Here is a 23500-nt window from a genome sequence, read left to right on the forward strand (position 1 = left end):
GAAGTTTGATTACCTTGAAATGGTATCAAAATGCTGAAATCCGTTAAGGAAATCTTTTACGTTCATCCTTTTTTTACCTTCAAGCTGTATTTCTTCCGGGAAATAGATACCGTTTTTAGTGAAAATCTTAAAATGATTTTTATCGATCTCCAAACTTCCCGGCTTTTTATCGTGAGTTGAAATTTCAAATTTTCCCTGGTAAATTTTCAGTGATTTTTCCTCATCACCAATTTTCAGCGTGCTAAAAGCACACGGATAAGGCGACATTCCGCGGATGAAATTGTGTACGGTTTCTGAATCATTATTCCATTCGATCCTTGTATCTTCTTTGAAAATTTTAAACGCGTTTTTAGGATGTTCAACGTTCGGCTGCGGTTTTTCCTGAATTGTTTTTTCAGCCAGCCCGTCCAAAGTTTTCACGACCAGTTTCGCGCCCATTTCCATTAAACGGTCGTGCAGCATCCCGGCATTTTCATTAGGTGAAATTTCTATTTCCTCCTGAAGAAGTATATTGCCTTCGTCAATTTTTTCGTTGATAAAAAAAGTAGTGGCACCGGTTTTTGCTTCACCGTTTATCACTGCATAATTAATAGGAGCAGCCCCGCGGTAATCCGGAAGAAGTGATGCATGAAGATTGAAAGTCCCCATTTCTGGCATTTCGAATAAAATTTTGGGCATCATTCTGAAAGCTACAACGACAAAGACATCAGCATTTAAGTTTTTAATACGTTCTAAAAATTCCGGGCTTCTTAATTTTTCCGGTTGGAAAACGGCAAGATTGTTTTCTACCGCAAAAGTTTTCACCGGCGATTCATGAATTTTCTGTCCGCGTCCGCTGGCTTTATCTGCCACCGTTACCACGCCGACCACTTCGTGGTGCGATTGGTGGATGGCTTCTAATGAGGTTTTGGCGAATTCGGGAGTTCCGAAAAATATAACTTTTAATGATTTCATTTAATTTGAATAATTTTTATTGAATAAGCAGCACATGCGTTATTTAATGTTCATGATTAAACGCGTAGGTTCTGAAATTGAGCATTTTTACTTTTCCCGAATCCAGAAGGTGAATCAGGTTTTCCAGGATATTTTCTTTTTCGTAATAATTTAACTGAATCGCGATTTCTTCAACACCCGAAGGTTTCCGTTTCAGAATTTCGAGAATTTCATGGGAAACATTTCTTCCGAAAACATTTTCTTTCTGTTTCTCACAAACCGAGCAATGTCCACAGTTTCTCACATTTTTTTCTCCGAAATAAGAAAGAATGAGTTTCATTTTACAAAATTCCGTATCCTGAACAAAGAATTTCATTTCTTCCCATTTCTGGAGCTTATTTTTCTGTATCTGTTCGAAAAGTCCCCAATACCTTCCTGTGATAGCCCTGTCATCACGGTGTTTCAAAAATTTAATACTCGACAACGCACCGTCGATATATTCCAGATAATTTTTCTGCTGCATTTCTTTAATTCTTTCTTTGATGATATGCGCATCAACCCCAATTTTATTGCTCATCGTCAATTCGCTGAACATGATTTTGTGAGTGGTAAGTCCGGAATAATTTCTTAGCAAAAGTTCAATAAAATAAGCATCTTTCTTTGGCAGCAGTTCTATTTCGTCGGAATTAATTTTAAGTTCCAAAGAGGAAAGCGACCGGTTCGTATTAAAAAATATAATTTCCTGATTGTGGAGAAAATTCAGCACGTTTTTAATTTTAGCCATTGAAGCTCTTGTAAAGCTTTGAATCCGCTGGATATGAAGCTGGAAAACATTTTCAGGCAGATCGTTCTCAGCAATCTGAAAGCACGAATAAAGATAGGTTACAATATTCTGGAACTCAGATTTTGATGGAATCTGATTGATTAAAATACGGTCAAAATCACTGAGTTCCTGTTCATTCCAAAGCAGAAAAGTATGACACTCCAAACCGTCGCGACCGGCTCGTCCGATTTCCTGATAGTAATTTTCGAGAGACTGGGAAGGCGAGAAATGAATAACAAAACGGACATTTTCTTTATCAATACCCATTCCGAAAGCGTTTGTGGAAATCAACACTTTATTCTGGCTTCTCACCCAGGCATTCTGCTTTTCGTTTTTTTCTTTTACTGGAAGACCGGCGTGAAAATAATCAATATTCTGAATATGGTTTCTCTGGAGAAATTTTGTAAGTTCTTCGGCTTCTTTACGGCTTCTGACATAAATAATTCCGGAAGAATTGTTGTACTTCATCAGGTTGAGCACCCGTTGATACTTGTCCGCGATTTTATCGGAAATAATTTTAATATTCGTTCTTCTGAAGCTTTTTTTAAAAACATCAGGATTTCCAAGATTCAGTTTAGTCTTGATTTCTTCCAGAACTTTTGGCGTTGCCGTAGCAGTAAGTGCCAGACACGGAATATTATTGAAATTCTGCCGGAAGGTTTTGATATTCTGGTAGCTCGGGCGAAAATCCTGTCCCCACTCCGAAATACAGTGTGCCTCATCTACAGCGATAAATGACAGTTGTATTTCTTCCAGATTCTGCAGAAAAATTCTGTTGGTAAGTCTTTCCGGGGAAATATAGAGGAGTTTCGTCAAACCGTCCTTGCACCGGTTGAAGATTACTTCAGCATCAAATTCATCCAGCTCTGAAGATAAATATTCGGCTTCAATACCATTATTTTTAAGCTGATAAACCTGATCTTTCATCAATGCCAAAAGCGGAGAAATCACCAGACAGGTCCCTTCCAAAATAAGTGCTGGAAGCTGGTAACACAAAGATTTACCGCCACCGGTTGGCAAAAGTGCCAAAGTATCTTTTCTGTTAATGACAGAATTGATGATTTCTTCCTGGGAATCTCTGAAAGTTTCATAGCCCCAAAAATGTTTAAGAGTCTGAAATTTTAACTGGTGAAAATCCTGCTGAGAAATCATGAGGTAAAATTACTGAAACAAATTCCATAAAACAAAAAAAGCCACGCAATGCGTGGCTTTTATAATTCAATAGCTGAAAAATTATTTCGCTTCAAAGTAAACTCTTCTGTTTGCTCTGTTTTTCCATTCAGGACATTTGGTAGCCGGTTCACATTCCGGATATTTAAGGTCTTTTTCACCTCTTCCGATTGCGTTTAATTTACCTGCATCTACTCCGTTTTGGATCAGATAATTTTTCACAGTATTGGCTCTTCTTTCAGAAAGTCTCTGGTTATATGCATCAGAAGCTCTGGTATCAGTACCTCCAATCACGTTATAAGAACCTGCTGACGAATTGATATAGCTTACAGCACTGTTCAGAATAGGAGTATTTGATGGAAGAATTTTATCGGAATCCAGATCAAATTCTATTCCTTCCAACGTTCTTGTATTATCTGTAATGGTAGAACTTGAGTTCGTAGGACAACCGTTGTTTTCAACAGGACCCGGAACCACTACACACTTATCATAAAGATCGATCACCCCGTCCAAATCTGTATCTAAAGCGACACCTGCACCGTCAACTCTTGCGCCTGCAGGGGTATCAAGCTGTCTGTCCCAGTCGTCGCAAACGCCATCATTATCGGCATCTCCTTTTTTACAAACTTCAACATCCTGGTTTTTATCCGCCAATACGTCTAACTTATAATAGATTTCCTGCAGCGGATCATGCCACATCAGGTGAGACTCATGTTTTCCTAATTTTAAAGAAAGTCCCAATGTTGCATTGAAGAAATTGTCGGAAACCCCATCTTCTCTTCTGTTAATGGCACTGTACTGTTCTCCTCCACCATCGAACTGATCATCTCCGGTTACGAAATACATTACTCTACCTTCAAGATCAATTCTTCTGTTGACTTTATACTTCAGACCTGCACCTGCCTGACCGAACATTGAACCCAGTTTAAAAGGTTTAATTTCTGTCATTAATCTCTGGCCGGAAGCATCTTCAAGATAAGCTCTGTACGCCAGAGTACCAATACCCGCATAACCGTGAAGTGCCCATCTGAAAGGAGATTTGTTATCTACTCTTCTCAACAGATTGGAAAAATTGATATCTCCCAATAAAGAGATCGCATCGTACTGGGTTCTCGCACCCACATCCTGAAATCCTGTGCCGGTTGCGTTATCAGTTTTGGTATTGAACCAGCCCTGTCTTGTTTCTCCTTTGTCGTACTGAAGATTCAGCCCAAATGCATGGGTAATTGCTTTATCAACACTCAGATAAGCTGAATATCCGAAAACATTTTTACCGTTACCGTTTTTAAGGGAAGTTAAATCCGCAGACTGTACCAAGGGAACACCTGCTCCAACAGAAATCGCCCAGTCATTAAACCGTTTGGATTCCTGAGTAAATGGGGAAACATTAGCAGAACCTGAAGTGAATGTATTCGGATACGATCCACCGGAAACTGCAACAGAATCTTGCGCAAAGACAGCAGTAGGAAGTACTAGTGCTAATGCAACGCTTGTTAAATTTAGTTTCATAATTTTTTTTATTAAGTTATAAATGATGTCTTATTTAAGTTCAGGTGAGATGACCATACCTGTTGGGCAGCCGCTGTTTTCTACCGTTCCCGGCACCGTAACGCATTTGTCATAAAGATCGATAACACCGTCTAAATCCATATCCAGAGCAACCCCAGCACCGTCAACTCTTGCTCCTGCCGGAGTATCAAGCTGTCGGTCCCAATCGTCACAAACGCCGTCGTTATCGTTATCCCCTTTAACGCACACCACAAAATCATCAGAAGCACTTTCTAAAACACTTGTTTTGTAATAAGCTTCCTGTAAAGGATCATGCCACGCTAGATGGGAACTGTGTTTTCCTAATTTGAAAGTAAGACCCAGATTCACAGTTAACATATTATCACTGTAAGAATCGTTAATTAAGTTATAATTAATCCGCGGATTGCCTGTGTCTCTCAGATCACCGCCGCCGTCAAATTCTTCATCACCGCTGACGATATACATCGTTCTCAGTTCAAGATCAAGTAGGTTTGAAACATTATATTTCAGACCAAGACCTCCCTGAAAGAAAAATGAACCGATATTGAATTTCTGGTCAACAGCCAAAGGGAAAGTCCGTGGATTATAGTTGGAAATATCATTATCCAGAAGCAGCGTTTCATACGCCATCAGACCTATCCCGCCATATCCGTGAAGAGCCCATCTGTAAGGCGAATGATTATCTACCCGCCGTAAAAGATTTGAAAAATTGACGTCTCCCAATACAGAAATCTGCTGGTATTTTGTCCAGGCATTGGCAACCCCAGCTTTTACACCTTCGGCTCCCGGTAATTGTCCTTTTTGGTTAGATTTGCCCATTTGGTACTGCAGACTGAGACCAAAAACATGGGAAATCTGTTTATCAAGACTTACGTAGGCGTTATAGCCCCAGTTGATTTTACCGTCATAGAAAGAGGTCAAATCAGCGTTTGTCATCAAAGCAGCACCTCCACCAACGGAGACTGCCCAGTCATTAAACCTTTTGGCAGAATTGTCAAACTGTTGAACATTGGCAGAGCCACTTGAATACGTGTTCGGATAATCATTTGAACCCGCAGCTGATGTTCTGTCCTGAGCATAGAAAACCATTGGAAGGGTTAATGTTAAAAATAAACCTAATTTCATACTTTATGTTTTTAATGTGTTTTAATACTCTGCAACAACTTTCTGGAAAAATCACGTTTATATAAATGCCTTACATGAGGAATCTGAAGAGTTTTACACTCAAATATTATACGGTCATACAGTACAATATCAATATCGATTACCCGGTCTACATACCCCTTTGTTATCAATGAATCTTCTGTTCTTCCCATATCAAACTCTATTCCTTTTATCAGATTCAGAAGTTTTATGGGGGAAAATTGTGTTTTTAATACTAATGCAATATTACAAAAAATATTATTACTTACAAATTCAACGGGTTGGGTATGAAGAATTTCTGATGTAGCTAAAATAGTGCCAATCTCACTTGCGATAAGGTTTTTCGCTGCTTCAATGTTTTTCTCCGGGTTTCCCAGATTGCTTCCGAGTAACAAAGTTACCAAATGTTGCGACATATTGTAAAATATAAAATTTTATGAGAAGTTTTGTTAAAAATGTCTTAGCAAATATAGTGGCAATTATGATTATTGCGGCGGTTTTTTTCATGTTTTTACTTACCCTTGTAGTAGTGAGCATGTTTAGTGACAGCCACAAAGCCACAGTTAAAAACAACTCTGTCCTCACTTTAGACTTTAAAACCAATATTATCGACAGCCCTACGGAGGAAAGCGGCGAACTTTTCACATTTAACGAAAAAGAAAAGAACATCCTTATTTTCGACATGCTGGAAGCAATTAAAAAAGCAAAGACCGATGACAAAATAAAGGGAATCAGCATTGAGACCGACGGAATAAAAGCAGGTATGACTCAACTTGATGACATCCGTACAGCTTTGGAAGATTTCAAAAAAAGCGGAAAATTTGTTTATGCCTACGGTAATTCGGTATCACAGTCGGCCTATTATTTAGGTTCAGTGGCGGATCAGTACTTTCTGAATCCGTCCGGAGGTATTGAACTCAAAGGACTTTCCACCGAGATTCTTTACATGAAAAGTTTCGCGGACAAATATGGAATCGGAATACAGGTCATCCGTCACGGGAAATATAAATCTGCTGTGGAACCGTTTTTAAGAGATGATATGTCTCCGGAAAACAAAGAGCAGCTTTCCGTTTTGCTTAAAGACTTATGGTCAGCAAAGTCATTAAAAATGGCCGGTTCCAGAAAAATAGATACCGCACAGTTCAGAACTGTTGTGGACAGCCTTTACGGTATCATTCCGGATCTGAGCTTACAGCATAAACTTGCAGACCGTCTCATTCAGAAAACGGAGTACGATAATTTAATGAAGGCAAAACTCAATGTCAAGGAAAAAGACAAGCTTAATAAAATATCGTTCAGCAAATACATCAGCTCCTTCAGTGAAGACAATACCAAAAAAGAGGATCAGGTTGCGGTGCTTTACGCTTCCGGAGCAATCTATAACGGCGAAGGCAACGACGCGGTTTATTCTGAAAATTTTGTGAAAGAAATTAAAAAACTTACTGAAAACGATAAAATCAAAGCGGTGGTTTTCAGAATTAATTCGCCAGGAGGAAGCGCTAATGCTTCAGATGAAATTCTTTTTGAAATGCAGCAGCTGAAAAAGAAAAAACCGGTAGTGGTTTCTTTTGGAGACTATGCAGCTTCCGGCGGTTATTACATTGCAATGGCAGCGGATAAAATCTATTCGGAGCCCAATACTTTAACCGGCTCCATCGGCGTTTTCGGAATCATTCCTTATTTTAAAGAGATCGCGAATAAAAACGGCTTAAGTTCTCATGCGGTAAACACCAATGCCAATTCCAATATGTATTCACCGATCAACGGCATTACGCCCGGCGGAGTATCCATCATGACAAGAAGTGTGGAACAGACCTATAAAAGATTCGTACATTTCGTTACCCAAAACAGAAATAAATCTTTCACACAGATTGACGAAGTGGGCGGCGGAAGAGTGTGGAGCGGAACGCGTGCTAAACAGTTAGGTCTTGTTGACGAACTGGGAACTTTAAATGATGCCATCGCCTTTGCAGCTCAGAAAGCGAAACTCAAAAATTATAACGTAGCAACGTATCCTAAAAAAGTCACCAAACTGGAACAGATTTTTAAAGATATGGACGAAGATGAAATATCCGCGAGACTGATTAAAAACAAAATCGGTAAGGAAAACTATAAGATCTTCGAACAGGTGACAAACCCAAAACTGAAAAGCGAAGTGATGATGGAAATGCCTTATCAGATTAAATTCGACTGACCAGATTAAAAAATCATAAAAAAAATCCCGGACTGAAAATTCAGACCGGGATTTTATTTTTTGTAAAGTTATTAAGCTCTTCTGGTAGCTACTCCGTAAATCCAGAGGACAACCAAAGCACCTACTACTGCAAGCAGCATACTTTTGATGTCGAAATCGTTTACAGTTCCCCATCCGAGCATACTGCCGATCCATCCTCCAACGAATGCTCCTACAATACCTAAGATAATAGTGAGTAACCATCCCATTCCCTGATTTCCAGGCATGATGAATTTAGCGATTGCACCTGCGATAAGACCAAAAATGATCCAAGTTAAAATACCCATAGTTTTAAAATTTTAATGTTAATATTTAGTAAATGGTTTTCCAATATTATAAAAAAGCAATTAAAACTATGAAATAGTTATCAATTACGTTTTCTGAAAAAAGAATCTACAAATTCCGTTCCATTAAATAACTGAAGGTCCGTCATTTTTTCACCAACACCAATATATTTTACCGGAATCTGAAACTGATCAGAAATTCCGATCACGACTCCGCCTTTTGCTGTACCGTCTAATTTAGTCACAGCCAGAGCATTAACTTCCGTTGCCGCTGTAAACTGCTTCGCCTGCTCAAAAGCATTCTGTCCGGTTGAACCGTCCAGCACCAAAAGAATTTCATGAGGCGCATCCGGAATAACCTTCTGCATCACCCTTTTAATTTTGGTAAGTTCGTTCATCAGATTCACTTTATTGTGAAGTCTTCCTGCAGTATCAATAATCACTACATCTGCCTGATTGGCCACGGCACTCTGCACCGTATCAAAGGCTACAGAAGCAGGATCAGAACCCATGCCCTGTTTCACAATAGGTACACCTACCCTTTCACTCCAGATCACGAGCTGATCAACCGCCGCCGCGCGAAAAGTATCCGCTGCACCAAGAACCACTTTTCTTCCTTCAGATTTAAACTGATGGGCAAGTTTCCCGATGGTCGTAGTTTTACCTACACCGTTTACTCCAACTACCATGATGACGTAAGGCTTTTTAGTCTCGTCGATATTTCCTGTGCCTGAATGTGGGTTTTCCAGAAGAAGACCGGAAATTTCTTCCCGGAGGATCGTATTCAGTTCATCGGTTCCCACAAATTTGTCTCTGGCGACGCGTTCTTCAATTCTCTGTATAATTTTTATCGTCGTAGAAGCGCCAACATCAGATGCAATCAGAATCTCTTCCAGATCATCCAGCACTTCATCATCTACTTTTGATTTTCCGACAACCGCTTTGGAGATCTTTTCAAAAAATCCCTGATTGGATTTTTCCAGCCCCTTGTCCAAAGTTTCCTTTTCCTCTTTTTTAAATATATTTTTATACCAGCTCATTTTCTGAATCCATTTTTATATTTCCGATTTTTACCCGCTTTTTAAAAGCAGAGCAAATATAACAAAAAAACTACCCAAAAAATTTGGATAGTTCTATATCATAAGCGTGTGTAGAATTATTTTTTCAAATAACTGTCTACATCATCAGCATTCATTACTTTTTCTTCGAAAATGTAAGCACCAGATTTAGGAGACTTTACCATTTTCACTACTTTGGTCATTTTCTTGGAACCTGCACCACCCTGAAGCGTTGCTACTACTTTCTTTGCCATCTTTTATTTTTTTAAAAAATTACTTGATTTCTTTGTGAAGGGTGTATTTTTTAAGAACAGGATTGAATTTTTTCAGCTCCAATCTCTCGGTAGTGTTCTTTTTATTTTTAGTCGTAATGTATCTTGACATTCCTGCTACACCTGTTTCTTTATGCTCTGTGCATTCCAGAATCACCTGTACTCTGTTACCTTTTTTAGCCATTACTTATCTTTTTTTATAAATCCGTTTCTTGTTGCTCTTTCCACTGCTTCTTCGATACCAATCTTGTTGATAATTCTCAATCCGTGGGCAGTAACTTTCAGTGTTACAGATTTTTCCTGCTCCGGAAGGTAAAATTTCTTCTCCAATAAGTTAATCTCAAAACGACGCTTCGTTTTGTTATTAGCGTGAGAAACATTGTTTCCAACCATTGCACGCTTTCCTGTTATCTGGCAAATTCTTGACATATCTCGATGTTCTTTATTACTACTTATTATATTTGAGAGTGCAAAATAACGAAGAAAAATTCAGATAGACAAATATTTGTAAAATTAATCTGGATAAATTTTATAAATACTGAATTACAAAAGGTTTACAGCAGCTAAAATGATTCCGATAATTCAAATTTCCTCTCCAAAAATACCTCTATATTATATTTACTTCCCGCTCGAGCTCGATCCCGAATCTTTCTTTCACCGAACCGATAATCAGCGATGAAAAATCATAAATTTCTTTTCCTGAAGCAAGTCCGGTTTTATTGACGATCACCAGTGCCTGAAGCTCATGGGATGCTACATTTCCTATCTGTTTTCCTTTCCAGCCGCACTGCTCGATAAGCCAGCCCGCAGGAACCTTTACAGCATTACCGTTCGGGTAACCCGGAATATCCGGAAATTTCATCTTCAGCTTTTCAAACTGCTCCAAAGGAATCGTTGGATTCTTGAAAAAACTTCCCGCATTTCCGGTAACTTTCGGATCCGGAAGTTTACTTTGACGGATATGGATCACGGCTTCCGAAACATCCTGAATACCTGGATTTTCGATCCCCATTTTTTCAAGTTCTGTTTTGATCGCACCATATTCGGTTTTAATGACATGGTTGTTGGTGGTCAGCTTAAAGCTAACTTCCAGAATCACATATTTTCCTTTTCCTTCTTTTTTAAAAATAGAATCGCGGTAACCGAAATCGCATTTTTCAGCATCAAAAACCTCCGTTTGAAGGGTTTCAAGACTTAGTACGGTACAGTTCACGAAAGTATCTTTAATTTCTGTTCCGTAAGCGCCGATATTCTGCATGGGCGAAGTGCCGACGTTTCCGGGAATCAGGGATAAATTTTCAAGACCGCCGTAATTTTTGCGAAGACAGTACTGCACAAATTCATGCCAGTTCTCCCCTGCTTTTGCGGTGACTAAAACTTGGTTCTCATTCAGTATTTTTTCCGAAATTCCTTTCAAATTCAGCTGAATAACCAAACCGTCGAAGTTTTCAGTAAAAAGCACATTGCTCCCGCCGCCTAAAAAAAGCGTTTTCAAATCCCTGGCTTTGGCAAATTCAAGAGCATTTTTAAGTTCATCAAAATTTCCTGCCTGCGCAAAATATTTTGCAGAGACCTCTACTCCGAAGGTATTGTGATTTTTTAAAGAATAATTTTCCTGAACGTTCATGTATTATTGAGGTTTTTTTACGGGCATTTGATGAATTCTTTTTTCCGCTTCTTCTTTCGTAATTCCGTGATAAAAATCGTTTACAAAAGGATGATCCACATCTAAATGCGGATAAATTTCGGGTCGTAAATTCCCTTTTTTCGTTTTCACATCCACGGGAATTCCTTTTTCAAACTTATAATCCGGAAGTGCATTACTCAACCAACCGAAATACAGGGTTTCGTGATTTTCATTCCCAAAATTAAACAGATAATCTTCATAACTTTCTTCACTCAAAGAAACCCAAAGTACATATTCCAGGTAGAGCGAAGTTTTTGCAATCTTCTGCTTTAGCAGCACACGAATAAAATGATCAGTACGGTCCGGATATTCAATGGTACAGAAATCGGAATCAATAAACACTGCATTCTGTTTCTGCTCTTCCGAAAGCCAGTAATAAGAATTAGGATACGCAAAAGTTAACGACGGATATTCGGTATGAATTTCCCCACAAATACTGCATTTAAATTTTGAATCCATTTTTAACGGTGACCTGTTTCAACAAACTTATATTAATTCCGGCCGAAGCCGGTACTTTTACACATAAAAACGGGCTGAAGCCCGTTTCTGATGAATTTAGAGATTAAACTCAATTTTATATTTCTGCAGCGCGTCATTCAGCAGTTCTACGCTTCTGCGCAAATCCGCTTCCTTCAGAACATAAGCAATACGCACCTGTTTTTTTCCAAGTTTCGGATTGCTGTAGAAACCGCTCATCGGAGCTACCATAATGGTTTCGCCGTTGTGGGAATAATGCTCCAGCAGCCACTGTGCAAACCTGTCCGAATCGTCCACAGGAAGCTCGGCAACACAGTAAAATGCGCCTTTGGGTTTCGGGCAGATCACGCCGGGAATTCCGTTCAGCAGATCAACCAGCACATTTCTGCGGTGGGTATATTCTTCCCGAACTTTCATAATATAGGCCGAATCGTTTTGGTGGGCAGCAGTTGCAGCAATCTGTCCCAGAAGAACCGGGCTCAGCCTTGCCTGCGCAAAAAGCATCGCGGCATCATGAATTTTTTTCGAACGCGTGATCAGACAGCCAATTCTCGCACCGCACATCGAATAACGCTTGGATTCCGAATCGATGATAATACAGTTTTCTGCAATTTCCGGGAAGGCAAGCATCGAAATCTGCTGCTTTCCGTCGTAGACATATTCACGGTAAACTTCGTCAGAAATAACCACGATATCGTGTTTCAGGGCGATCTCCGCAAGTTTCTGAAGTTCTTCCCTGGTATAGAGATATCCTGAAGGATTTCCTGGATTGCAGATAATAATCGCGCGGGTTTTCGGAGTGATTTTTTTCTCAAACTCCTCAACCGGTGGAAGGGAAAAACCTGTATCAATCGTTGACGGAACCGCCACAACCTTCACATTGAACGTATTGGTAAATCCGTTGTAATTTGCATAATAAGGCTCCGGAATAATCACTTCATCTCCGTCGTCACACAGCGTGGAAATGGCAAAATTCAAAGCCTCCGAACCTCCGTTGGTTACGATGAAGTTATCGGTCGTCAGATCTGTAAAACCGAGGGAATGATAATAAGTATTGAGTGCCGTTCTGTATTCGATATTTCCTTCAGAAAGAGCATATTCAAAAATCTTAAGATGATTGTTTTTTACTGCATTCAAAGCAGTTTCCGGCGTTTCAATATCCGGCTGTCCAATATTGAGATGATATACTTTAAGGCCTTTCTGTTTGGCTTTGATCGCAAACGGAACCAGTTTCCTGACAGGCGAAGCAGGCATATTTTCTGCTCGGTGTGAAATTTTAGGCATTATTTTGAATTTTGAACAAAAATAAGAAATTTTTCAGGAGCAATGAAATCCCTGATCCTCCAAAAAGACAGACCGGCTTTCACTACTCGCTTTTTTGCTTGCCGGCGCGCAGGGCTTTCGTCGATTTTTCTCCGCGAAAAATTCTCCTCCCATAAGCAAAAAGAGCTCAGACATGCCGTTCAATCCGGGCTAGAAGATCTTTCACTACTCCTCCCAAAAGAAAAAACCGCTCAGAAACTCTGAACGGTTTTATTATAATCTAGCGGAACTCTGACATCAAACATCCATCTTCCATCTTCCGCCTTCCGCCTTCCTCTACTTAATAAATCCTTTATTTTTCAACAGCGGTTTAATATCCGGGGTTCTTCCTGTAAAATCTTTAAAGGCCTGATTTAAATCAACAGAATTTCCTACCGAAAGGATATATTTTCTGAAACGGTCGCCGTTTTCTCTGGTCATTCCGCCATGAGTGGAAATCCAGTCCCACGCATCAGCATTTAATAAATCACTCCACATATAAGCATAATAGCCTGCAGAATAACCGCCGCCCCAGATGTGGGCAAAATAAGGCGAATGATACCTTGGCGGAACCTGTTTCAAATTAAAACCGTATTTAGCCAAAACCTCTTTCTCAAATTCTAAAGTAGGTTTGAACTGCGATGCATCGGTCACCGAATGCCAGTTCATATCAATCGTAGCGGCAGAAACAAGCTCGGTGGTAGAATACCCCTGGTTGAACGTTCCCGCTTTCTTGATTTTGTCAACCAAAGCCTGTGGCATCGGCTGTTTGGTCTGATAATGAAGGGCATAATTTTTCAGGACTGAAGGTTCCAGCGCGAAAAATTCATTGATCTGGGAAGGAAATTCCACAAAATCACGCGGGGTATTGGTACCCGAAATGGAAATATATTTCTGGTCTGCAAAAAGCCCGTGTAACGTGTGACCGAACTCGTGGAACATGGTGGAAACATCGTCATAAGAAATCAGAGAAGGTTTTCCCTCCGCAGGTTTCTGGAAATTGAAAACATTCACGATCACCGGTTTCTGGCCTAGCAGATGCGACTGTTCTACAAAATTGCTCATCCAGGCACCGCCGTTTTTATTGTCGCGGGTATAGAAATCAAGATAATATATGGCAAGGGATTTTCCATCTCTGTCAAAAACCTCATACGCCGTCACATCAGGATGGTATACTGGCAGGTCGTTCCTTTCTTTAAAAGTAATGCCGTAGAATTTTTCTGCAGCATAGAAAACCCCTTTTTCCAGTACAGTACGTACTTCGAAATAAGGTTTGATCTGGTTTTCATCCAAATCATATTTCGCTTTTCTCACCTGCTCTGAGTAGAAATTCCAGTCCCAGGGTTCTACGGTAAATCCGCCTTTCTGCTGATCAATCAGCGCCTGAATTTCATCACTTTCTCTCTTTGCGGTGGCCACGGCAGGTTTTGCAAGCTGCGCCAGAAGGTTCATCGCGTTTTCAGGAGTCTTGGCCATCTGGTCCTGAAGCTTCCATTCAGCGAAAGATTTTTTACCGTGAAGCTGGCCTTTTTCCATTCTCAGTTTTGCCTGTCTTTCCAGGATACTCCGGGTGTCGTCAGCGTTTCCTTTTTCGGCTCTGTACCAGGAAGCTTTGAAAAGTTTTTCTCTGGTCGCCCTGTTTTTCAGATTCTGCAGAAGGGGCTGCTGGGTGGTATTGAGTAAAGTAAGAAGATATTTACCCTCCTGTCCCGCAGTTTTGGCATCTGCAGCAGCGGCAGCGATTTCGTCAGCGGAAAGCCCGTCAAGTTCTTTCACATCAGTGATCAGAACTGCACCGTTTTTTCTCGCATCCAGTAATTTATTGGAAAACTGGGTGGAAAGCGTCGCCAGTTCCTCATTGATTTTTTTTACCTTTTCCTTGTTTTCGGCAGATAGATTCGCGCCGGCAATTTCGAAGTTGGTTTTATAAAGCTCAAGCAGTCTTTTTTCTTCAGATCCAAGACCGTCGGTTTTAATCGCATTCAGCCTGGAGTACAGTTTCTCGTTGAGATAAATTTTATCGCTGAGTCCGGAGAATATAGGCGCGTACTCTTCTTCCAGCTTCTGCAGCGTGGGATTGGTATTGGAGCCCGTGAGATTATAAAAAACAAGCTGTGCTCTCTTCAGCACTTCACCGCTGTTTTCAAGCGCCAGAAGCGTATTTTCAAAAGTCGGTGCTGCCGGATTACTGGCGATTTTTTCAATTTCAGCCAGCTGCACTTTCATTCCGTAATCGAAAGCAGGTTTAAAATGTTCGTCTTTTATCCTGTCAAATTCGGGTGCCTGATACTGCAGGCTGCTTTTTTTCATAAAAGGATTAGAAGCTAAAGCTGCATCGGGAGCAGGAATCTCCGTGGATTGGGTATCGGTATTTTTCATTGTGGTACAGGCGCTAGTCATCGCCAGAGAAGAAATTAATAATACGGATGTAATATTTTTCATTTTTAAACTGTTAATTAAAGTAAAGGTATTAAATTTAAACAAAATAAAAACTGATTTCATGAAAACACTCTTTATCTCTGCGGCTCTGGCCTCCCTGTTACTCTCGTGTAACGCAAAATATGACAACGGATTTTCTTTTAACGTGACCCAGAAAGAAGGAAAAGGACCGGTCACGGACCGTGAATTTAAAATGAATTTTGACGAGATTAAAGTAACGCAGTCGATCGATGCAGAAGTGCTCAAATCAAATGAGGAAAAAGTGGTCATCTCCGCTCCTTCCGATATCATCGATGATATTCTGGTGGAAAATTCCGGCGGAAAGTTGTATATTCATTTTAAACCCGGAATCAACATTTCATCAAGGAATGTGCGGGCAAAAATCTATACAAAAGACTTTTCAAAAATAGAAGCCACCTCTTCTGCCAGCATCAATGTGAAAGACAAATTCACCCAGGACAGAACAGCCATCGAAGTGTCAAGTTCCGCAAGCATTTCCGGCCATCTGGAAGCCAACGACATGTCTATAGACGTATCGAGTTCCGGAAGTTTCTCCGGAGAAATATGGGCAGTACATCTGAAATCTGAAGTGACTTCTTCAGGCGAAATCACCGTTTCGGGAAAAACAAAAAATGCAGAGATTGAAGCCTCTTCATCAGGAACATTCAATGCACAGCATGTGGTCGCTGAAACGGCTGAAATAGAAGCTTCAAGCAGCGGAAGTGTAAGCCTTTCGGTCAGCAGCGAGCTGAATGCTTCAGCAAGTTCTGCCGGTGACATCACCATTACGCGCAAAGGAAATCTCAATGTCATCAGCCAGAAAGAGAGCAGCGGGGGAAGCGTTTCTATTCAATAGCTGAATAATGAGCACGCCATTTTTATAATTCATAAGTTCCTGCGTATGTTTACCCATATTATTCCCAAGTTACCCATGCGTAACAAAGAGATAACACGTGATTTTTACCTCAACCGTTTAGGTTTTGAGGAAGTGGGAACTCAGGATTTCCCAGGCTATCTGATGGTGAAAAAAGGTCAGATTGAGATTCATTTTTTCGAATATAGAGAAATGAATCCTTTGGAAAACGATGGCCAGATCTATATCAGAACCGATGATATCCACCATTTGTACAGGTTTTATTTAGATCACAGAATACCTGTTCATCCCAACGGAAGCTTAGCGTTGAAATCATGGGGACAACTGGAATTTTCCATCCTCGATCCGGATCACAATCTGCTCACTTTCGGACAAAAAGCATTTTAAGTTCGTCCTTTAAAATCAATGGACGCCAATAAATCCAAACAAAAAACTCAGTCTGTGAAGACTGAGTTTTATATTGTTATTCTGTTTCTGAATAATTTACCAACCGCCTGAAGCACCGCCGCCGCCGAAACTTCCGCCGCCGCCAAAGCCACCGAATCCACCGCCGCCTCCGGAACCTCCACCGAAACCGCCGCCGCCAAAACTTCCCGGGAAAGGGAAAAATCCGCCCGGATAGGTTCTTCTTCCGCGCCGGGAAAGGATGACGTCGTCATCATCGCCGTTGTTTCCGCCGCCGCCTTTATTTTTGAACAGGACGCTCAGGACAAGAAAGACGAAAAAAGCAATAAGCAGAATCTGAAAGCTGCTGAGTCCTTCACTGCCCGAAGTATCTTTTACAATGGGTTTGAATTTCCCCTGCACTACTTCCATTAAGGCAGTTGTACCGCGGTTGATGCCCTCATACCAAAGTCCCTGCTTAAAATTGGGAGTCACCAGATAATCAAGAATCTGTCCGGCCACTGATGCAGTTAAATACTGCTCCACTCCTCTTCCCTGCTGAATGGACATGGTGTGGTCTTCCGTAGCAATCAGGAAAACAATTCCGTTATCCTGCTTTTTCTCCCCGATTCCCCACTTTTCACCATACATGGTCGCCAAATAATTGACGTCTTCTCCTTTGGTCGTCGGGATGATAATCACCGCAATTTCTGTAGAAGTGGAATCGTGAAATTTAATAAGTTTCTGGTTAAGCTGCTCTCTCTCTGCTGCGGTTAACAGACCTGCCTCATCCGTCACCGGAAAAATTTTCGCAGGTTTCGCAGGCACCAGTTGGCCAAAAACAATCAGGTTTAAGCCGAGCAGTAAAAAAGCAAGAAAACTTTTAAGAGAAGGTAATCTCATCCGACAGTTCGTTATGATTTTCTCCCGTAACCGGGAAATATTTTTTGAGTTCGTGACCGGTTTCCATCACCGCGCTTTTCAGACCTTCATGATAATTTCCTTTGGCAAATTCCGCGGAAATTCTGTCGTGCATGCGGTCCCAGAAATTCTGATGAACTTTTGCATGGATTCCGGCATCACCAATGATCGTAAGATAATGCTGTTCAAAATTGATATGAAAAAGCACGGCATTTCTTTCAGCAGTTTTGTCCTTGCAGAGTCTTTTGAAAACTTCAAAAGCAATCTCAGCATTATTCCCCTCCGAGTTGGAGTCGATGTGAATCCTGATCTCGCCGGTAGAATGACTTTCTGCTGACTGAATGGCTTCCACCAGGGAAGCCATCTGCCAGTCTGTTAGGTAACTGTTCATTAATTGCTGAATACTTCAGGGGCTTTTTCAGCTCCTGCTGCCGCTTTGAAATACGGCTTTTCTTTAAAGTTCGTGAAATTCGCCAGAATATTGTTCGGGAAAGTCTTGATGGACGTATTATAATCCTGCGCAGCTTCATTGAAGTAAACGGTTTCGCTTCGGATGCTGTTTTCAATCGCGGTATATTCTCTCTGGAAATTGATATACTGCTGATCCGCTTTCAGGTTCGGGTAACTTTCCACCACGGCCATCAGCCTGCTCAGCGCGCCGCTCAGCTCTCCCTGTGCTGCCTGGAACTTCGCCATATCCGCTTCAGTCATATTCGTTGGATCTATCGTCATAGAGGTCGCTTTGGAACGGGCTTCCACTACTTTGGTCAGGGTTTCCTGCTCGAACTGAGAATACGATTTCACTGTTCTTTCAAGGTTTGGAATTAAGTTCGCACGTTTTTGATAAACGGTTTCTACATTCGACCATTTGGTATTTACGGTCTGCTCTTTTGCTGTAAATGTGTTATATCCGTTTTTGCCCCAGAAAAATAAGACGACGGCAATGACGAGAAGAGCAATACCGATGGTTCCGGCGCTCATACAACCTCTGTTTCTCATAGTTTACTATTTTTAATGTTTGATATTCGCTACCCAAATATACAAATTAAGTGCTAAATTTGTAAAAATTTAAAAAAAATGACAACAATTGTGGTGGCAATGGGCTTAGGCAATGAAATTGGAGCTGAAAACCAGTTACTTTGGCATTTACCGAAAGATCTCAAACATTTTAAAGAAATCACCACCGGGCATCCCGTGATCATGGGCAGAAAAACCTATGAAAGCATCGGAAAACCGCTCCCCAACCGCACCAATATTGTAGTCAGCAGAAAAAAAGACTGGTTTGAAGAAGGAATCCTCATTGTAGGAAGCCTGAAGGAAGCCCTGAAATTTGCCAAAAAAATGGATGAGGACATTTTCATCATCGGAGGCGGAAACATCTATGAACAAACCATTGATTTGGCAGATAAACTGGAAGTTACTTCAGTGAAAGCGAACCTAAAAGCGGATGTCTTCTTTCCGGAAATCAACCCCAAAATCTGGAAAAAAACCATTGAAACCTGCCATGAAAAAGATGAGAAAAACAGTTACGATTTCTGTTTTCAAACTTATGAAAGAAAAGAAAAACTTTAGGATCCCGGTTTTCGTCATCCACCGCAAATTATTATCTTTGCACTTCAAAATTTGAACAATGAACAAATACATAAAATTCGTTATTGCCGCTTTGATAATTGCTGCCGGAGGCTATCTCATGATGAACAGAAATATTGGCTGGGGAATCGTTCTGGTAATTTTATCTGCCATTCCCATTCTTTTATTTTTTAAAAATGAATTTATCCTTGCCGCATTCTGGTACCTCAGAAAGCAGAATATGGTAAAAGCCTCACACTGGCTTTCAAAAATCACCAGTTTCGAATCTCAGCTTCACAAATCCCAATACGGATATTTCCATTATTTACAGGGTCTTACTTTAGCCCAGGAAAACCCCGGAAAAGTGGAGCCTTATATGAGAAAAGCCCTTGAATACGGACTGAACATGAAACACGACCGCGCCATGGCCACCCTCAATATCGCTGCCGGAGCTATGCAGAAAGGAAGAAAGCAGGAAGCCCAGAAACTGTTGGAAGAAGCAAAAAGACTGGATACCGCCGGAATGATGACCGATCAGATTAAAATGATGAAAGACCAGCTTAAAATGCCAACAATGCAGAAGCACATGCACAACCCGAACATGAGAAACAGAGGCAAATTCTCTTAAATTAAACACCTAAAAATCATAAAATCCTGAATCGTTTTCAGGATTTTTTTGTGGAAATCCTTACAATCCCGCGGAAGTTTGCCTGCAAATACCAAATTCAGTGAAATCAGCAGCAAAAATTCCCGTATTTTTGTACTAAATCATTACAGACATGTACCTCATCGACTCCCCTTCCCACAACGCTTATTTTAATATTGCAGCTGAAGAATATCTGCTGACCAGGTTTCCTGCCGAAGATCTTTTTCTGCTCTACGTTAACGCCCCTTCTATCATCGTGGGGAAATTTCAGAATACCCTGGCCGAAATCAATCTGGATTATGTGCAGGAAAAAGAAATCAAAGTCGTAAGGAGGATGTCGGGTGGCGGCGCGGTATACCATGACCTGGGCAACCTGAATTTTTCTTTCCATACCCTGCTCGCTGATCATGATTTCGGAGATTTTTCCCAGTTTACAAAACCGGTCCTCAGCCTGCTGAACAGTCTCGAAGTGCCTGCTGTGCTGCAGGGGCGCAATGACCTTCTGGTCGACGGCAAAAAATTCAGCGGCAACGCCAAGCTTGCGAGACAGGGAAAAATGATTCAGCACGGCACCATCCTTTTAAATTCCGAAATGGAAATCCTGAGTGAAGCCCTGAAAGTAAACCCGCTTAAGTTCACCGACAAGGCAACAAAATCGACCCGTTCGCGGGTGACCAACCTCATTCATTATCTTCCCAAGGAGACCACCACCGAACACCTTAAGAATCTGCTCACCGCAGAGATCATTAAAAACAGTCCGGAGGCAGAACGGTACGAACTCACCCCGGAAGACCATGCCGGAATTGGGCAACTCATGAAAGAAAAATACGAAACCTGGGACTGGAATTTCGGTTTTTCACCCAATTATAATTTCCGGAAAGCCATCAAAATACCAGCCGGATTTATCGAAGTCCATCTGGACGTGGTAAAAGGCAATATTGAAAAAGCCAAAATATTCGGAGATTTTTTCGCTTCTGAACCCATTGAAAACCTCGAAACGCAGCTTATCGGCAGGAAACATGAAGCCTCTGAACTCGCAAAAGTATTTGAAGCGAATGATTTGACGGCCTTTTTCGGAAAGGTGACGCCTGAGGAAATACTTGAAGCGTTTAAATAGCTTTTGCCCCTACTTCCCCGCACCCAGCTTCCCACACCTCATAAGCAATGAGTAATGAGTAATGAGTAATGAGTAATGAGCAATAAGTAATATCAACCTGCTTGATCAGCAAGCGTTTTATTAAGGTAGTTTAATGCGAGCATTTTCATCAACAAAAACCAAATTCATTTTCCCCGACCCTTACTTCGACAGGCTCAGCATAAAAAAGGGAGTGAATTTGGTTTTTCAAGAAAGTCCCGTTTTTTATAATAAACAGACTCTTCTTTTTTCTATCTCTTTTAAAAAATTCCAGCAGGTTCCCTTTAGGGTTGGGGTAAAACTGCTGGAATTTTTTTTGCTGATCTATGTCCGAAATAACAAAACGGGAAAATGGCTGTTCTCCCACCACATTATAATATCAGAAAACATCCAACATCCAGCTTCCCAGCAGCTCATAAGCAATGAGTAATGAGTAATGAGCAATAAGTAATAAGTAATACCAACCTGCTTGATCAGCAAGCGTTTTATTAAAGTACTATAATGCGAGCATTTTCATCAACAAAAACCAAATTAATAAGGAAAACGTCGGTTCTGCCACAATAATAATATCGGTAAAAACATCCAGCACCCAACACCCCGCATCCAGCTTCCCTTCCCAGGTCTACCGCCCAAAATTTTCCATCTGCGAAAGATCATAGTAGCTGAAGGCTTTAATATGGTGCACTCTTAATGTTTTTTCAGCATCCGCCAATTCTTTGATACCTGAGAAATCCTCCAGATGAAAGACCCAGCGGTAACGGTTTTTTAAAATACTCCGGATCTGCCGAGTCTTGAGAATTTTTGTTTCCAGAGAAAGATAGTCATAAGCCATTATATAAGCCGTCACCCGGTGCAGGTAAAGTGAAGCAGCCACTTCTGCAGGAAGATGCATCGGCACGCTGGCGCTCAATTTTATATTTCTGAAGGAACTCCATTCAGCCGCTTTTTCAAAAAGGGAGATCTGCCTTTTAACATATAATTCCGTTTCCTCTTCATAATCATCGAAGGTGTGAGGTTCGATATCAAGGTGTACGCCTTTGAAACCCAAAGATTCAGCTTCATTAAGGAGCACAAGCAAATCTTCAAAACCATGGTCGGACGTGACATAAGAATTTTCACCGATAAGATAGTGGAGATCGATTTTCCGGGAGGCCGCCATCTTCTGGAACTCCTTCAGCTTGGCACGGTCGGTCTCGGCGGTCACTGACAGGAAAAGGGTGCGGATCTTCCAGCGGTTAAGCAGATGCATAAGCTCAGCATTGCTGTGGCTGTTAAAAAAGGAGGCCCATACATAGGTTTCTTTTCCTTTGAGCGTCTCATGTGCTGGATAAAGTGTGGCTTTTTCCGCCGGATCCTTTTCATGGAAAAACCCGGATACCGCAGCGGTCTGGATAGAATTCAAAACATAACCCGGCTGGGAAATGAAAGTTTCTGCTTTCATTCCTGAAGACAACATTAAGAAAATGATGAAGAAATGTTTGATCAGCATAAAGCGCGAAATTATAATAAAGTATTGATAATTCCGCTCTGCTTTTACCTTAGTTCAGAAATTTTTTAACTCATGAGGTAAACCGTTTCTTTTTTAAAACGGTCCAGATCAGGATTGCGAAAACAAAAGTCAAAACAGCAAACCACTTTTCAAAGTTTGTTTTTGCGAAAATATTACCGACCGTATTGAGAACGAATAAAGCAAGAAAAATCCACAGCATAAAATCTGTTGCTTTTTCCTTAAATTTAAATTTTATCCAGTCCGCTTTCATTAACAACAGAAGCCCTAAAAAAAGATTGATCAGGATGGAAACACTTTCAAAAACATACATTTCCGAATCATTCTGAAGTCTTCCGCCCCAGGCAATATCATAGGGAACTGCTTTCGCGATGACAGCAGTATGAAAAAGTATTACCGCACTAAGCAGCCCTAGCAGAATAAGTATTGAGGTCTTATAATTCATTTTTTTTAAAGGAACAGCAGTTGAATAATGTATTTTTTTTTCACGGTCAAGTTAGCAGAGTTGCTTTAATATTTCCAATTTAATTCAACATTTTCTTTCAAATTATAATTTTTTTTCAAATTGGTTAGAAACTGTGAAAATTCTGGTTTATTGGGAATCTGCTCTTTGGGAATGATGAAGCTTTCGCCAGTTTTTAGTTTTAGAAAATAATAGTCGGCTATTTCATTGATTTCTTCAAAACTATTATAGCCTAGCTTAGACTCAGCAATTACACTATTTACAACAAGACTTTCGGTATCAAAGCGGAATTCTGAAACAACACCGATTTTTTCTTTATAGCTTTCAATTATAAATTTTCTATAATAATTTTTAATTTTCCACCTTTGATAAAAAGGAAATAAAATCAATATTGTTGCAAAAAACAGTATTGCGAACCATAAAAACTCTTGATTTGAATTATAAATATTTACTGTAACCAAAACAAAAGCCAGCAGAAGGATAATTAACGAGGTTTTTTTCTGACGCTTAAAAATTCTACTTTTTGAAGCGGTATATAATTGGTATTGTAGATAATCTTCCTGGTTTAAACTGAGCTTAAAATTCATTACTGCAGATGTTTGAGAATTTTGACTGATTAAGTATTCTGTTGGCGCGGATTATTATAACCG

The 23500-nt window shown here is 40.5% G+C and carries 26 protein-coding genes; 6 read left to right on the forward strand and 20 right to left on the reverse strand.

Annotation, left to right across the window (positions count from 1 at the left end):
• Nucleotides 1-9 precede the first annotated feature (9 nt).
• The 5 genes from fmt to folK all read right to left on the reverse strand — a co-directional run bounded on the left by fmt (nucleotide 10) and on the right by folK (nucleotide 6015).
• Nucleotides 10-954, reverse strand: a complete 945-nt coding sequence (gene fmt / locus KSK37_RS12615; protein ID WP_217201906.1) for a methionyl-tRNA formyltransferase — start codon at nucleotides 952-954, stop codon at nucleotides 10-12.
• 43 nt (nucleotides 955-997) lie between these two features.
• On the reverse strand, nucleotides 998-2908 hold the full coding sequence (locus KSK37_RS12620) for a RecQ family ATP-dependent DNA helicase (protein WP_217201907.1): 1911 nt from the start codon (nucleotides 2906-2908) through the stop codon (nucleotides 998-1000).
• Nucleotides 2909-2989: 81 nt separating this feature from the next.
• Nucleotides 2990-4435 carry an OmpA family protein gene (locus tag KSK37_RS12625; RefSeq protein WP_217201908.1) on the reverse strand — a complete coding sequence of 482 codons (1446 nt, stop codon included), beginning with the start codon at nucleotides 4433-4435 and terminating at the stop codon, nucleotides 2990-2992.
• Nucleotides 4436-4465: 30 nt separating this feature from the next.
• The gene (locus tag KSK37_RS12630; protein ID WP_217201909.1) at nucleotides 4466-5581 is read right to left on the reverse strand and encodes an OmpA family protein; all 1116 of its coding nucleotides are present in this window, start codon (nucleotides 5579-5581) and stop codon (nucleotides 4466-4468) included.
• Nucleotides 5582-5592: 11 nt separating this feature from the next.
• Nucleotides 5593-6015 carry a 2-amino-4-hydroxy-6-hydroxymethyldihydropteridine diphosphokinase gene (folK, locus tag KSK37_RS12635; protein ID WP_217201910.1) on the reverse strand — a complete coding sequence of 141 codons (423 nt, stop codon included), beginning with the start codon at nucleotides 6013-6015 and terminating at the stop codon, nucleotides 5593-5595.
• Between the two features lie 20 nt (nucleotides 6016-6035).
• Between folK and sppA the strand changes: the two genes are divergently transcribed.
• The gene (gene sppA / locus KSK37_RS12640) at nucleotides 6036-7793 is read left to right on the forward strand and encodes a signal peptide peptidase SppA (protein ID WP_217201911.1); all 1758 of its coding nucleotides are present in this window, start codon (nucleotides 6036-6038) and stop codon (nucleotides 7791-7793) included.
• Between the two features lie 71 nt (nucleotides 7794-7864).
• On the opposite strand, the gene KSK37_RS12645 is transcribed toward sppA, so the two are convergent.
• The 9 genes from KSK37_RS12645 to KSK37_RS12685 all read right to left on the reverse strand — a co-directional run bounded on the left by KSK37_RS12645 (nucleotide 7865) and on the right by KSK37_RS12685 (nucleotide 15354).
• The gene (locus tag KSK37_RS12645) at nucleotides 7865-8119 is read right to left on the reverse strand and encodes a GlsB/YeaQ/YmgE family stress response membrane protein (RefSeq protein WP_088358628.1); all 255 of its coding nucleotides are present in this window, start codon (nucleotides 8117-8119) and stop codon (nucleotides 7865-7867) included.
• A gap of 80 nt (nucleotides 8120-8199) precedes the next feature.
• Entirely contained in the window at nucleotides 8200-9156 is a 957-nt protein-coding gene (ftsY, locus tag KSK37_RS12650; protein WP_088358629.1) for a signal recognition particle-docking protein FtsY, read from the reverse strand.
• Nucleotides 9157-9272: 116 nt separating this feature from the next.
• Nucleotides 9273-9428 (reverse strand): DUF4295 domain-containing protein, encoded by a 156-nt coding sequence (locus KSK37_RS12655; protein ID WP_088358630.1) that lies wholly within the window; start codon nucleotides 9426-9428, stop codon nucleotides 9273-9275.
• 19 nt (nucleotides 9429-9447) lie between these two features.
• On the reverse strand, nucleotides 9448-9630 hold the full coding sequence (rpmG, locus tag KSK37_RS12660; RefSeq protein WP_015806891.1) for a 50S ribosomal protein L33: 183 nt from the start codon (nucleotides 9628-9630) through the stop codon (nucleotides 9448-9450).
• Nucleotides 9630-9875: a 50S ribosomal protein L28 gene (rpmB, locus tag KSK37_RS12665; RefSeq protein WP_088358631.1), complete on the reverse strand. Its 246-nt coding sequence runs from the start codon at nucleotides 9873-9875 to the stop codon at nucleotides 9630-9632. The genes rpmG and rpmB overlap by 1 nt, the downstream gene beginning before the upstream one ends.
• A gap of 178 nt (nucleotides 9876-10053) precedes the next feature.
• Nucleotides 10054-11073: a UDP-N-acetylmuramate dehydrogenase gene (gene murB / locus KSK37_RS12670; RefSeq protein ID WP_217201912.1), complete on the reverse strand. Its 1020-nt coding sequence runs from the start codon at nucleotides 11071-11073 to the stop codon at nucleotides 10054-10056.
• A gap of 3 nt (nucleotides 11074-11076) precedes the next feature.
• Nucleotides 11077-11592 carry a DUF2199 domain-containing protein gene (locus tag KSK37_RS12675; protein ID WP_217201913.1) on the reverse strand — a complete coding sequence of 172 codons (516 nt, stop codon included), beginning with the start codon at nucleotides 11590-11592 and terminating at the stop codon, nucleotides 11077-11079.
• Between the two features lie 96 nt (nucleotides 11593-11688).
• The gene (locus KSK37_RS12680; protein ID WP_217201914.1) at nucleotides 11689-12894 is read right to left on the reverse strand and encodes a pyridoxal phosphate-dependent aminotransferase; all 1206 of its coding nucleotides are present in this window, start codon (nucleotides 12892-12894) and stop codon (nucleotides 11689-11691) included.
• Between the two features lie 315 nt (nucleotides 12895-13209).
• Nucleotides 13210-15354, reverse strand: a complete 2145-nt coding sequence (locus KSK37_RS12685) for a M3 family metallopeptidase (RefSeq protein ID WP_217201915.1) — start codon at nucleotides 15352-15354, stop codon at nucleotides 13210-13212.
• Between the two features lie 58 nt (nucleotides 15355-15412).
• Between KSK37_RS12685 and KSK37_RS12690 the strand changes: the two genes are divergently transcribed.
• Entirely contained in the window at nucleotides 15413-16207 is a 795-nt protein-coding gene (locus KSK37_RS12690) for a head GIN domain-containing protein (RefSeq protein WP_217201916.1), read from the forward strand.
• Between the two features lie 45 nt (nucleotides 16208-16252).
• Nucleotides 16253-16612, forward strand: a complete 360-nt coding sequence (locus tag KSK37_RS12695) for a bleomycin resistance protein (protein ID WP_217201917.1) — start codon at nucleotides 16253-16255, stop codon at nucleotides 16610-16612.
• Nucleotides 16613-16708: 96 nt separating this feature from the next.
• On the opposite strand, the gene KSK37_RS12700 is transcribed toward KSK37_RS12695, so the two are convergent.
• Genes KSK37_RS12700 through KSK37_RS12710 form a run of 3 tightly spaced genes read right to left on the reverse strand, consistent with a single transcriptional unit; the run spans nucleotide 16709 to nucleotide 18529 of the window.
• Complete coding sequence (locus tag KSK37_RS12700; protein WP_217201918.1) at nucleotides 16709-17512, reverse strand: TPM domain-containing protein; 804 nt, start codon at nucleotides 17510-17512, stop codon at nucleotides 16709-16711.
• Nucleotides 17493-17921 (reverse strand): TPM domain-containing protein, encoded by a 429-nt coding sequence (locus tag KSK37_RS12705; protein WP_217201919.1) that lies wholly within the window; start codon nucleotides 17919-17921, stop codon nucleotides 17493-17495. The genes KSK37_RS12700 and KSK37_RS12705 overlap by 20 nt, the downstream gene beginning before the upstream one ends.
• Complete coding sequence (locus tag KSK37_RS12710) at nucleotides 17921-18529, reverse strand: LemA family protein (RefSeq protein WP_217201920.1); 609 nt, start codon at nucleotides 18527-18529, stop codon at nucleotides 17921-17923. The genes KSK37_RS12705 and KSK37_RS12710 overlap by 1 nt, the downstream gene beginning before the upstream one ends.
• A 78-nt stretch (nucleotides 18530-18607) precedes the next feature.
• Here KSK37_RS12710 and KSK37_RS12715 point away from each other — a divergent pair, with 78 nt between their 5' ends.
• From KSK37_RS12715 to lplA, 3 genes are all read left to right on the forward strand, one after another.
• Nucleotides 18608-19102: a dihydrofolate reductase gene (locus KSK37_RS12715; protein ID WP_217201921.1), complete on the forward strand. Its 495-nt coding sequence runs from the start codon at nucleotides 18608-18610 to the stop codon at nucleotides 19100-19102.
• A 58-nt stretch (nucleotides 19103-19160) separates the two neighbouring features.
• Complete coding sequence (locus KSK37_RS12720; protein WP_217201922.1) at nucleotides 19161-19727, forward strand: DUF2892 domain-containing protein; 567 nt, start codon at nucleotides 19161-19163, stop codon at nucleotides 19725-19727.
• 151 nt (nucleotides 19728-19878) lie between these two features.
• Nucleotides 19879-20862 carry a lipoate--protein ligase gene (gene lplA / locus KSK37_RS12725; RefSeq protein WP_217201923.1) on the forward strand — a complete coding sequence of 328 codons (984 nt, stop codon included), beginning with the start codon at nucleotides 19879-19881 and terminating at the stop codon, nucleotides 20860-20862.
• A gap of 640 nt (nucleotides 20863-21502) precedes the next feature.
• Here lplA and KSK37_RS12730 read toward each other — a convergent pair.
• The 3 genes from KSK37_RS12730 to KSK37_RS12740 all read right to left on the reverse strand — a co-directional run bounded on the left by KSK37_RS12730 (nucleotide 21503) and on the right by KSK37_RS12740 (nucleotide 23437).
• The gene (locus KSK37_RS12730; RefSeq protein WP_217201924.1) at nucleotides 21503-22369 is read right to left on the reverse strand and encodes a hypothetical protein; all 867 of its coding nucleotides are present in this window, start codon (nucleotides 22367-22369) and stop codon (nucleotides 21503-21505) included.
• 70 nt (nucleotides 22370-22439) lie between these two features.
• Nucleotides 22440-22832: a hypothetical protein gene (locus KSK37_RS12735; RefSeq protein ID WP_217201925.1), complete on the reverse strand. Its 393-nt coding sequence runs from the start codon at nucleotides 22830-22832 to the stop codon at nucleotides 22440-22442.
• 65 nt (nucleotides 22833-22897) lie between these two features.
• Nucleotides 22898-23437, reverse strand: coding sequence for a YcxB family protein (locus KSK37_RS12740; protein ID WP_217201926.1), 540 nt, complete (start codon nucleotides 23435-23437; stop codon nucleotides 22898-22900).
• Between the last annotated feature and the right edge of the window lie 63 nt (nucleotides 23438-23500).

This window comes from Kaistella soli (assembly GCF_019038595.1).
In the GTDB taxonomy this organism is placed as follows: domain Bacteria; phylum Bacteroidota; class Bacteroidia; order Flavobacteriales; family Weeksellaceae; genus Kaistella; species Kaistella soli.

What these genes read in the sequence shown, in the direction of transcription:
- fmt (WP_217201906.1), bottom strand. Translation starts at nt 954, where the DNA reads ATGAAATCATTAAAAGTTATATTTTTCGGAACTCCCGAATTCGCCAAA.
- KSK37_RS12620 (WP_217201907.1), bottom strand. Translation starts at nt 2,908, where the DNA reads ATGATTTCTCAGCAGGATTTTCACCAGTTAAAATTTCAGACTCTTAAA.
- KSK37_RS12625 (WP_217201908.1), bottom strand. Translation starts at nt 4,435, where the DNA reads ATGAAACTAAATTTAACAAGCGTTGCATTAGCACTAGTACTTCCTACT.
- KSK37_RS12630 (WP_217201909.1), bottom strand. Translation starts at nt 5,581, where the DNA reads ATGAAATTAGGTTTATTTTTAACATTAACCCTTCCAATGGTTTTCTAT.
- folK (WP_217201910.1), bottom strand. Translation starts at nt 6,015, where the DNA reads ATGTCGCAACATTTGGTAACTTTGTTACTCGGAAGCAATCTGGGAAAC.
- sppA (WP_217201911.1), top strand. Translation starts at nt 6,036, where the DNA reads ATGAGAAGTTTTGTTAAAAATGTCTTAGCAAATATAGTGGCAATTATG.
- KSK37_RS12645 (WP_088358628.1), bottom strand. Translation starts at nt 8,119, where the DNA reads ATGGGTATTTTAACTTGGATCATTTTTGGTCTTATCGCAGGTGCAATC.
- ftsY (WP_088358629.1), bottom strand. Translation starts at nt 9,156, where the DNA reads ATGAGCTGGTATAAAAATATATTTAAAAAAGAGGAAAAGGAAACTTTG.
- KSK37_RS12655 (WP_088358630.1), bottom strand. Translation starts at nt 9,428, where the DNA reads ATGGCAAAGAAAGTAGTAGCAACGCTTCAGGGTGGTGCAGGTTCCAAG.
- rpmG (WP_015806891.1), bottom strand. Translation starts at nt 9,630, where the DNA reads ATGGCTAAAAAAGGTAACAGAGTACAGGTGATTCTGGAATGCACAGAG.
- rpmB (WP_088358631.1), bottom strand. Translation starts at nt 9,875, where the DNA reads ATGTCAAGAATTTGCCAGATAACAGGAAAGCGTGCAATGGTTGGAAAC.
- murB (WP_217201912.1), bottom strand. Translation starts at nt 11,073, where the DNA reads ATGAACGTTCAGGAAAATTATTCTTTAAAAAATCACAATACCTTCGGA.
- KSK37_RS12675 (WP_217201913.1), bottom strand. Translation starts at nt 11,592, where the DNA reads ATGGATTCAAAATTTAAATGCAGTATTTGTGGGGAAATTCATACCGAA.
- KSK37_RS12680 (WP_217201914.1), bottom strand. Translation starts at nt 12,894, where the DNA reads ATGCCTAAAATTTCACACCGAGCAGAAAATATGCCTGCTTCGCCTGTC.
- KSK37_RS12685 (WP_217201915.1), bottom strand. Translation starts at nt 15,354, where the DNA reads ATGAAAAATATTACATCCGTATTATTAATTTCTTCTCTGGCGATGACT.
- KSK37_RS12690 (WP_217201916.1), top strand. Translation starts at nt 15,413, where the DNA reads ATGAAAACACTCTTTATCTCTGCGGCTCTGGCCTCCCTGTTACTCTCG.
- KSK37_RS12695 (WP_217201917.1), top strand. Translation starts at nt 16,253, where the DNA reads ATGTTTACCCATATTATTCCCAAGTTACCCATGCGTAACAAAGAGATA.
- KSK37_RS12700 (WP_217201918.1), bottom strand. Translation starts at nt 17,512, where the DNA reads ATGAGATTACCTTCTCTTAAAAGTTTTCTTGCTTTTTTACTGCTCGGC.
- KSK37_RS12705 (WP_217201919.1), bottom strand. Translation starts at nt 17,921, where the DNA reads ATGAACAGTTACCTAACAGACTGGCAGATGGCTTCCCTGGTGGAAGCC.
- KSK37_RS12710 (WP_217201920.1), bottom strand. Translation starts at nt 18,529, where the DNA reads ATGAGAAACAGAGGTTGTATGAGCGCCGGAACCATCGGTATTGCTCTT.
- KSK37_RS12715 (WP_217201921.1), top strand. Translation starts at nt 18,608, where the DNA reads ATGACAACAATTGTGGTGGCAATGGGCTTAGGCAATGAAATTGGAGCT.
- KSK37_RS12720 (WP_217201922.1), top strand. Translation starts at nt 19,161, where the DNA reads ATGAACAAATACATAAAATTCGTTATTGCCGCTTTGATAATTGCTGCC.
- lplA (WP_217201923.1), top strand. Translation starts at nt 19,879, where the DNA reads ATGTACCTCATCGACTCCCCTTCCCACAACGCTTATTTTAATATTGCA.
- KSK37_RS12730 (WP_217201924.1), bottom strand. Translation starts at nt 22,369, where the DNA reads ATGCTGATCAAACATTTCTTCATCATTTTCTTAATGTTGTCTTCAGGA.
- KSK37_RS12735 (WP_217201925.1), bottom strand. Translation starts at nt 22,832, where the DNA reads ATGAATTATAAGACCTCAATACTTATTCTGCTAGGGCTGCTTAGTGCG.
- KSK37_RS12740 (WP_217201926.1), bottom strand. Translation starts at nt 23,437, where the DNA reads ATGAATTTTAAGCTCAGTTTAAACCAGGAAGATTATCTACAATACCAA.